The organism is Dellaglioa sp. CoH-57-MRSF-19, from assembly GCF_056781975.1.
The window spans coordinates 1-264 of record NZ_JBXAXW010000283.1 but is presented as its reverse complement, the minus strand read 5'-3'; the positions used below and the strand labels follow the sequence as shown (position 1 = coordinate 264).

The following is a 264-nucleotide window of genomic DNA, read 5'->3' as shown; positions in this document are numbered from 1 at the left end:
GAATCGTTCCGTGCTCGGCTTCTATGCGATCGAGGGCGGCGTTGATGAACGTGCGAAATTCTTGCGTATCCATCAGTCCCATTCCTCGTTAGACGCCTGCTCGTGCGCCGCCAAGTACACCTCACGACGCTGGTCGAGAGTCATCGTCGGCCACAGATCAACCATATCGTCTGACACATACCTACGCCAATCGTGGACACGGATTCCACCGTCCCATTCCCATGACGGGTTGACGTAGTTTTCCATCTTCGTATCCCATTTGTC

Annotated in this window: 1 protein-coding gene; it reads right to left on the bottom strand. The window is 54.5% G+C overall.

Translation table 11 applies throughout. The features are described 5' to 3' along the window. Positions 1-72: 72 nt before the first annotated feature. On the bottom strand, positions 73-264 hold a 192-nt coding region (locus AC1RO3_RS09240; RefSeq protein WP_481764125.1), incomplete at its 5' end, for a hypothetical protein.